The following is a 7812-nucleotide window of genomic DNA, read 5'->3' as shown; positions in this document are numbered from 1 at the left end:
CGCGCTCGGCGGCGGCCCGGTCGGCGCCGAGGCCGACGGGGTCGCGGCGCGGCGTCACCGGCGGGCCCCGACGGTGTCGACGACGGCCTTGCCGACCTCGTCGGCGACCAGGTCGACGACGGGGCGCAGGCCGCGCAGGCGGTGCGCGACGACGAAGGCCTCGAACGCCTCGCGGCTGCTACGGCGCGGGACGAAGCCCATCTCCTCGCGGCAGCGCGTGGTGTCGAGCACCCGGCCGTAGCCGAGCAGGCGGAGGTCCTCGTACGACAGCTCGGCCGCCCCGAGGCGGGTGAGCCAGCGGCTCGCGCTAGGGCCGAGACGCTCCGGCAGCCCCAGCACCGGCCGCCCGGCCATGGCGGCGGCCTGGCTCGTGGTGAGGACACCGTCCCCCGCCACGTTCACCGGCCCGGTCACGAGGCCGTCGTGCCCGTCACCATCCCCGCCCACCGTGCCGGCGGGCCGGTCCGGCGGGCCGAGCGTGGCCACGACCATCGCGTCGACCGCGTCCTCCTCGTCGACGAACTGCAGCCGGCCGTCGTGGCCGAGCAGGCCGGGGACGACGGGCAGCGCGAACGCCCGCGACAGGGGCGTCTCCAGCCCGGGTCCGACGATGCTCGCGAAGCGCAGCGTGGTCACCGCGGCGTCCGGGCGGCGGCGGGAGAAGCCTCGGACGTAGCCCTCGACCTCGAGGCAGTCCTTGGCCCACCCGGTGCGCGGCGGCGTCGAGGCAGCGGTGTCCTCGGTGAAGATCGCCGGGTCGCCCGGCCCGGCGCCGTAGACGCCGGAGGACGACTTGACGACGAGCCGCCGCACGCCCGGCACCTTCTGCATGGCGGCGAGCAGCTGCATCGTCCCGATGACGTTGATCTCCTTCATCGGGACGCGGCCGCCGGCCGAGCGCGGGGTGGCGATGACGTTCATGTGGACGACGGTGTCCACACCCTCCTCGCGCAGGAGCCGGGCGATCGCGGGGCTGCGGATGTCCGCACGGACGAACCGGGCCCCGCCCAGCGAGCCGTGGGGCGGGACGACGTCCGTGCCGAGGACGGAGGGGGCGGAGGGGTGCGCGGCGAGGGCGGTCGCGACCTTGCCACCGAGGTACCTGGACACCCCGGTGACGAGCACGACCCGCCCGCTCACCCCCGCCCCCGACCCACCGCGGGACGTCCTACTTCTTGTTGCGGCGCTGGTGACGCGTGCGACGGAGCAGCTTGCGGTGCTTCTTCTTGGCCATCCGCTTGCGACGCTTCTTGATGACAGAGCCCACGTGGGTCCTTCTTCCTGCAGTGACGGGCACGGCGAGCGGGCCCCTGGTCTGAGGGCCAGGCTACCGCGAGGGCGGGACGGGCCCGGTCAGTCGAACCAGGGGTCCATGCCGAGCAGCGGGAAGACGGCCTTCCGGGTCGCCATGACCGCCTGGTCGACGGGGTCGGCCGGGTCGTAGCCGGACTCCCAGGTGGCGAAGGTGGCGGGCTCGCCGTCGGTCATCCGGCTCGGTCCGGGCTGCCCGAGCAGCGCGGTGACGTGCTCCAGCCAGCTCTGCGGGACCGCGGTCTCCGGGTCGACCGGGGCGTGCGCGGCCACGCCCACCAGGTGCGCCCACGCCCGCGGCACGACGTCGACCAGCTCGTAGCCGCCGCCGCCGAGCGCGAGCCACCGGCCGCCGGCGTGCTCGTGGGCGACGTCGTGCAGCAGGACCGCCGCGGCGCGCATCCCGTCCACCGACACCCGCAGGTGCGCCAGCGGGTCGAGCAGGTGGGTGTCGCAGCCGTGCTGGGTGACGAGCACCTGCGGGCGGACCTCGCGGACGACGGGGAGGACGACGGCGTGCAGGGCCCGCAGCCAGCCCGCGTCGCCGGTACCCGCCGGCAGGGGGACGTTGACGGCGCTGCCCTCGGCGCCCGGGCCGCCCACGTCGGTCGGGTAGCCCGTGCCCGGGAACAGCGTCCGGCCGGACTCGTGCACCGAGACGGTCGTCACCCTCGGGTCGTCCCAGAAGATCGACTCGGTGCCGTCGCCGTGGTGGACGTCGGTGTCCACGTAGACGACGCGCTCGACGCCGGAGTCCAGCAGCGCGCGGATCGCGCCGGCGCAGTCGTTGTAGACGCAGAAGCCCGACGCGGCGTCGGCCGTGGCGTGGTGCAGCCCGCCCGCGAAGTTGACCCCGTGGTCGATCTCCCCCGCGGCGATGGCGCGCGCCAGGTCGACGGAGCCCTGGAACACCCGGGCGGCCGAGTCGTGCATCCCCTCGAACGCCGGGGTGTCGTCCCCGCCGATGCCCCGGCCCACGTCGGCGCGCGGGTCGACCGAGGCCCGGCGGACGGCCTCGACGAGACCGGCCGTGTGGACCGTCCGCAGGAGCTCGTCGTCGGCGACCCCGGCGGCCACGACGTCGACGCCGTCGAACAGGCCGAGGTCCCGGCACAGCCGCGCCGTGAGGTCGATCCGGAGGGGGGCCATCGGGTGGCCCTCGCCGAAGTCGTAGAGGACGAAGTCGTCGTCCCACACGACCCGGGACCGGCGGCTCATACCGCCACGCTAGCCGCCCGCGGGGGGACGGGTGGCGTCCGCGGAACTCTCGCAGGGGATGATGCGTCTGTACGTCGACCCGCGCACCGACCGAGGAGCTCTCCGTGCCCAACCCCGTCGAGGACCGTCAGGCCCGCCTGGCCAAGATGCAGGCTGCCCAGAAGAACGCGGAGCGACGCCGCTCGTTCCTCGTCATCGGGCTCGCCTCGCTGCTGGCCATCGCCCTCATCGGGGTCGTCGCGGTCGTCATCGTGCAGTCGGAGCGGGAGCGCGCCGCCGTCGAGGCCGAGGCCGAGTCCGAGATCGAGGGCGTCGAGATCACCGACGACCTCACGCAGAACCACGTCGAGACCGACGTCGCCTACGCACAGGACCCGCCTGTCGGCGGCGACCACCTGCCGGCCCCCCGCTGGCAGGACTGCGGCTTCTACGACGCCCCCGTGCAGGAGGAGGCCGCCGTGCACTCCCTCGAGCACGGCGCGGTGTGGATCACCCACTCCCCCGACCTGCCCGCCGACCAGGTGGCCCGGCTCGAGGAGCTGTCCGGGGAGAACAACTACCTGCTGGTCTCCCCCCGCGAGGACCTGCCCTCCGACGTCGTGCTCAGCGCCTGGGGCGCCCAGCTCCAGCTGGACTCCGTCGACGACGAGCGCGTCCCGGTCTTCCTCACCAAGTACCTGCAGGGCGAGCAGACCCCCGAGCCCGGCGCGGCCTGCTCCGGCGGCGTGACCGCGACCCTCTGAGGTGGCGGGGCGCACGTCACGGCCGCTGCTGGCCGCGCTCGCGGTCCTCGGTGCGGCCGTCCTCGTGGTCGTCGGCCTGCTGACCGGTGCCGCGCTCGCCCGCTCCTCGGCCCCTGCGGCGGCGCCGGACGAGGCGTCGCTGGACGCCGGGTTCGCGCGGGACATGCAGGTGCACCACGGGCAGGCGGTCGAGATGTCGGTGCTGGTCCGCGACCGCAGCGACGACCCTGACGTGCGCGGCCTCGCCCTGGACATCCTCCTCACCCAGCAGAACCAGCAGGGCCAGATGGCCGGGTGGCTGTCGACCTGGGGGCTGCGGCAGTCCTCGTCGCTGCCCGCCATGGCGTGGATGTCCCCGTTCGGCGACGGGATGGCCGGGATGGAGGGGCACTCGACCGGCGGCCCCTCTGAAGCGGACGTCGCTGTCCCTCCGGGAGAGAACCCGATGGTGACGATGGGCCTGGCGACGCGCGAGGAGATGGCGGCGCTGACGGCCGCGGACGGCGTCGAGGCCGAGCGCATCTACCTGCAGCTCATGGTCGAGCACCACGAGGGCGGCATCGAGATGGCCTCGCTCGCCGCCGAGGAGGCCTCCCAGCCGCAGGTGCGCCGCCTCGCCCAGGGCATGGTGGCCGGGCAGTCCGCGGAGATCACCCGGCTCACCGAGCTGCTCGACGCGCGCGGCGGACCGCTCGAGGGGTAGCCCGCAGGGGACGCGCCCGGGTGCGCCGGCAGACCGGTGGACGCCCGCCGGGGTGGCCTCCTGCGTGGTCCCGCTCGCGTGGCGGCACGGACGTCGTACCTTCCTCCTCGTGGGACACGGGAAGCTCCATGACGACGCGGTGCTCGTCATCGGCCTGGGCCGCTTCGGCGCGTCCGCCGCGGAGGCGCTGCACCGCCTCGGGCACGAGGTGCTCGCGGTCGAGCGGAGCCCCGAGCTGGTCCAGGAGTGGTCCGGCCGGCTGACCCACGTCGTCGAGGCCGACGCCACCAACCTCCAGGCGCTCAAGCAGATCGGTGCCGCGCAGTTCCCGATCGCCGTCATCGGGATCGGCACCTCGATCGAGGCCAGCGTGCTGTCCACGCTCAACCTCGTCGACCTCAAGGTCGGCCAGATCTGGGCGAAGGCGATCTCCCACAGCCACGGCAAGATCCTCGAGCGGCTCGCGACAGGGACCGACACCGACCACATCACCGGCGACGACGCCCTCAACGAGGTCGCGCGCAAGGCCCGCGAGCAGCGGGTGCGCAAGGACGGCCCGGCCCCGCGGCGCTCCGGCAGCCGGGTCACCGTCGTGTACCCCGAGGCGACGATGGGCGAGCGCACCGCGCACCTGGTGACCGGCAAGCTGCTGGACTACATCGAGTTCGACGACGGGTTCGCCATCGTCAAGATGGCCCCGCCCAAGGAGACCCACGGCTTCACGCTCGACCAGGCGGGGGTGCGCTCCAAGTACGGCATCACGGTCGTCGGCGTGAAGCGGCCCGGTGCGGACTTCACCTACGCCATCCCGTCCACCAAGGTCCACCCCGAGGACGTCCTCATCGTCTCGGGCCACGTGGACCAGATCGAGGCCTTCGCGGCACGGCCGTGACCGGCGCACGACCGGACGGGCCGACGGAGCCCGCCGAGGACCCGCTGCACCACGGCTCGCTGACGCCCGACCCGACGGTGGACACGCCCCGGGTGCGCGGCGGCATCCCGCGCTGGAGCATCCGGCGGCTGCTGCCCGGCGGCGACCGCACCCCGTCCGCGCTCGCCCGGCGCGCGGGGCTCGAGGCGTTCCTGTCCCCCGCCCGCGTCATCCCGGTCGGACTGCTCGCGGTGATCCTCGTCGGCACCGCGCTCCTGCACACCCCGCTGGCGGTCAAGGCGGTGTCCGAGGGCGGGACCGGACCGGAGGGGGTCCCGCCGACGGTGGTGGCCGTGTTCACCGCCACGAGCGCCACCTGCGTCACCGGCCTGGTGGTGGTGGACACCCCCACGTACTGGTCCCACTTCGGCCTGGTCGTCATCCTCCTGCTGTTCCAGGTCGGGGGCCTGGGCATCGCGACCCTCGGCTCGCTCGTGGGGCTGGCGGTGCTGCGGCGCTTCGGCGTCAACAGCATGCTCGCGGCCAGCCAGGACGCCCGCGGCTTCGACCTGGGCGAGATCCGCTCGATCCTGCCGCGGCTCATGCTGACCACCGTCGTCATCGAGGGGGTCACGGCTGCGCTGCTGACGGCTCGGTTCGTGCTCGGCTACGGCGAGCCACCCGCCCGGGCCCTGTGGCTCGGGGTCTTCCACGCGGTCTCGGCCTTCAACAACGCCGGCTTCGCCCTGTTCAGCGACAGTCTCGTCGGCTTCGTCGGGGACCCGTGGATCACCGTGCCGGTGATGGTCGCGGTCATCCTCGGCGGGCTCGGGTTCCCCGTCCTCGTCGAGCTGGCCCGGTTCCGCCGACCGGGGGCCTGGTCGCTGCACACCCAGCTGGTCATCTCCACCTCCGCCGTCCTCTTCGTCGGTGGGGCCCTGGTGCTCGGCGCGCTGGAGTGGGGGAACGAGGACACGATCGGCGAGCTGACGCTGGCGACCAAGCTGCAGGCCGCCTTCTTCATGTCCGTGGCACCACGGTCCGTGGGGTTCGCGACCATCGACTACGCCGGCATGGGCGAGGCGGCCCGCATCGTCACCGGCGGCCTGATGTTCACCGGCGCCGGCAGCGCGGGGACCTCGGGCGGCATCAAGGTCGGCACGCTCGCCGTCCTCGCGCTGGCCGTCTACGCCGAGGCCCGTGGTGACGTCGACGTCCACGCCTTCGGCCGCAGGATCGCCACCGCGACCGTCCGGCAGGCGCTCGCGGTGCTCGGCTTCTCCATCGTGCTGTCCGGGTTCGCCATCGTCGTCATGCTGCAGCTGACCGACCTCGAGCTGGGCGATGCCATCTTCGAGGCCGTGTCGGCGACCGCGGTGGTCGGGCTGTCGACCGGGGTGACCGACGACCTCCCGCTGCCCGCGCAGTGGTTCGTCGTCGGCTGCATGTTCGTGGGGCGCGTCGGCCCGGTCGCCGTGGCCGCGGCCGTGGCGACCCAGCAGCGCCGACGGCTGTACCGGCTGCCCGAGGCCCGCCCGCTCATCGGCTGAGCGTCTGACCCGGCGCACCGGCTGGATACCCGCGGCAACCCCGGTCGCTGGCGGTGGACGGTCAGGCCTGGTCGAAGACGTAGAACACGTTGCCGCCCGGGTCGGAGAAGCCGACCACCTCGCCGCCCGGGATGGCGTAGCGCGGCACGGCGACCGGGATGTCGTCGTGGGCCGCCTCCCAGGCTGCCGCGTCGGCGACCTCGAACATGGGACCGGCGGGGTACGGGTCGGTCGACAGCATGAGCTGGACGTCGCCGCCAGGGCTGGCGAGCGCGACGGTGCTGTCGCCCTCGCGCCAGGCCTCGTCCAGGCCGAGCCGCCCGCGGTAGAGCTCCTCCGCCGCGGCCAGGTCCGACACCGGCAGGAACAGGAATGCCAGCTTCATCGTCCCCCCGTCCCCGGCCGGCACGTCCGGCCGAGGTCGTCAGCGTGCAGGTGGGCGTGGGGCGCTCACAAGGGGGTGCCCGCGCCCTGTGGACGGCGTCCGGTGCTGGTGCGGTGCTGGCGCCGGCGCCGGCCGTCGCGCTGTCACCCGGGGCGCCTAGCGTGCGCCGGATGGACAGGACGACGGAGGTGCGGGCCGCGGTCGGCCGGTTCGACGACCTCGCCACGGTGGTCGGTCCCAGGCGTCCCGACGTGGGCGGCTGCTGGTGCATGGCCTACCGCGACAGCCGGGTAGCGACGATGGAGCGGCCCGACTTCGTGCGAGGGCTGTGCGAGACGGACCCGGGTCCCGGCGTCCTCGCCTACGTCGACGGGGAGCCGGCCGGGTGGTGCTCGGTGGCGCCGCGCAGCACGTACCGGCGGCTGGTCAACAGCCGGACGCTGCCGCACGTGGACGACCGCGACCCGTGGAGCGCCGTCTGCTTCGTGGTCCGGCCGGGGTACCGCAGGCAGGGGCTCATGCACGACCTGCTCGCCGGCGCGGTGGCGCACGCGGCGGCCCACGGCGCCGAGGTGGTCGAGGGGTACCCCTTGGACACCGACGGCGAGCGTGTCGACGTCATCTCCGGCTACGTCGGCACGACCCGGCTGTTCGAGGCCGCCGGGTTCGAGCGGGTGGTGAGGACGACGGGGCGCAGCGGCGGGCGGCCGCGGTGGCTGGTGCGGCGCGAGCTGGGCGGCGCGGCGCAGGCGTAGCCGAGGACACGCAGGCGAAGGTCGGAGGAGGGGCCGCCCGTAGCAGCGGAAGCGGCGGCGAGCGCGAGTGGCGCGGCAGGGGCCGTCGGCGCCGGTGTGGCCTCGACGCGACCACAAGTGCGACCCACGAGGACCGTCGACAGCGGAGGTACGCAGCCCGGCAGTTGTGTCCGGCCTCCTCTCTAGCGTCGTCCCATGGACCAGCCGCCCTCGCCCGACACCGCCTGCATGCTGGTCGCGGGCTCGATGGCGCGGATCTCTGCGGCCGCCGAGGCG

The 7812-nt window shown here is 74.3% G+C and carries 9 protein-coding genes; 5 read left to right on the top strand and 4 right to left on the bottom strand.

Annotated elements, in window-relative coordinates:
- Positions 1-54 precede the first annotated feature (54 nt).
- The 3 genes from WCS02_RS14950 to WCS02_RS14940 all read right to left on the bottom strand — a co-directional run bounded on the left by WCS02_RS14950 (position 55) and on the right by WCS02_RS14940 (position 2529).
- Entirely contained in the window at positions 55-1140 is a 1086-nt protein-coding gene (locus WCS02_RS14950; protein WP_340294601.1) for an NAD-dependent epimerase/dehydratase family protein, read from the bottom strand.
- Positions 1141-1168: 28 nt separating this feature from the next.
- Positions 1169-1267, bottom strand: coding sequence for a 30S ribosomal protein bS22 (locus WCS02_RS14945; RefSeq protein ID WP_012085056.1), 99 nt, complete (start codon positions 1265-1267; stop codon positions 1169-1171).
- An 86-nt stretch (positions 1268-1353) separates the two neighbouring features.
- On the bottom strand, positions 1354-2529 hold the full coding sequence (locus WCS02_RS14940; RefSeq protein ID WP_340294599.1) for an acetoin utilization protein AcuC: 1176 nt from the start codon (positions 2527-2529) through the stop codon (positions 1354-1356).
- A 104-nt stretch (positions 2530-2633) separates the two neighbouring features.
- Here WCS02_RS14940 and WCS02_RS14935 point away from each other — a divergent pair, with 104 nt between their 5' ends.
- The 4 genes from WCS02_RS14935 (at position 2634) to WCS02_RS14920 (ending at position 6396) form a co-directional block, all read left to right on the top strand.
- On the top strand, positions 2634-3272 hold the full coding sequence (locus WCS02_RS14935) for a DUF3105 domain-containing protein (RefSeq protein WP_340294597.1): 639 nt from the start codon (positions 2634-2636) through the stop codon (positions 3270-3272).
- 1 nt (position 3273) lies between these two features.
- Positions 3274-3975 carry a DUF305 domain-containing protein gene (locus WCS02_RS14930; protein WP_340294595.1) on the top strand — a complete coding sequence of 234 codons (702 nt, stop codon included), beginning with the start codon at positions 3274-3276 and terminating at the stop codon, positions 3973-3975.
- Positions 3976-4084: 109 nt separating this feature from the next.
- The gene (locus tag WCS02_RS14925) at positions 4085-4867 is read left to right on the top strand and encodes a potassium channel family protein (RefSeq protein ID WP_340294593.1); all 783 of its coding nucleotides are present in this window, start codon (positions 4085-4087) and stop codon (positions 4865-4867) included.
- The gene (locus WCS02_RS14920) at positions 4864-6396 is read left to right on the top strand and encodes a TrkH family potassium uptake protein (RefSeq protein ID WP_340294591.1); all 1533 of its coding nucleotides are present in this window, start codon (positions 4864-4866) and stop codon (positions 6394-6396) included. Before WCS02_RS14925 ends, WCS02_RS14920 begins: the two co-directional genes overlap by 4 nt.
- 61 nt (positions 6397-6457) lie before the next feature.
- Here the strand turns inward: WCS02_RS14920 and WCS02_RS14915 are convergent, their stop codons facing one another.
- Positions 6458-6781 (bottom strand): VOC family protein, encoded by a 324-nt coding sequence (locus tag WCS02_RS14915; protein WP_340294589.1) that lies wholly within the window; start codon positions 6779-6781, stop codon positions 6458-6460.
- A 170-nt stretch (positions 6782-6951) separates the two neighbouring features.
- On the opposite strand from WCS02_RS14915, the gene WCS02_RS14910 reads away from it, so the two are divergent.
- Positions 6952-7536: a GNAT family N-acetyltransferase gene (locus WCS02_RS14910; RefSeq protein WP_340294587.1), complete on the top strand. Its 585-nt coding sequence runs from the start codon at positions 6952-6954 to the stop codon at positions 7534-7536.
- Positions 7537-7812 lie beyond the last annotated feature (276 nt).

The organism is Aquipuribacter hungaricus (assembly GCF_037860755.1).
GTDB lineage: Bacteria > Actinomycetota > Actinomycetes > Actinomycetales > JBBAYJ01 > Aquipuribacter > Aquipuribacter hungaricus.
Note: the sequence above shows the minus strand (reverse complement) of the source record. Positions and strands in the feature narration are given on the sequence as shown.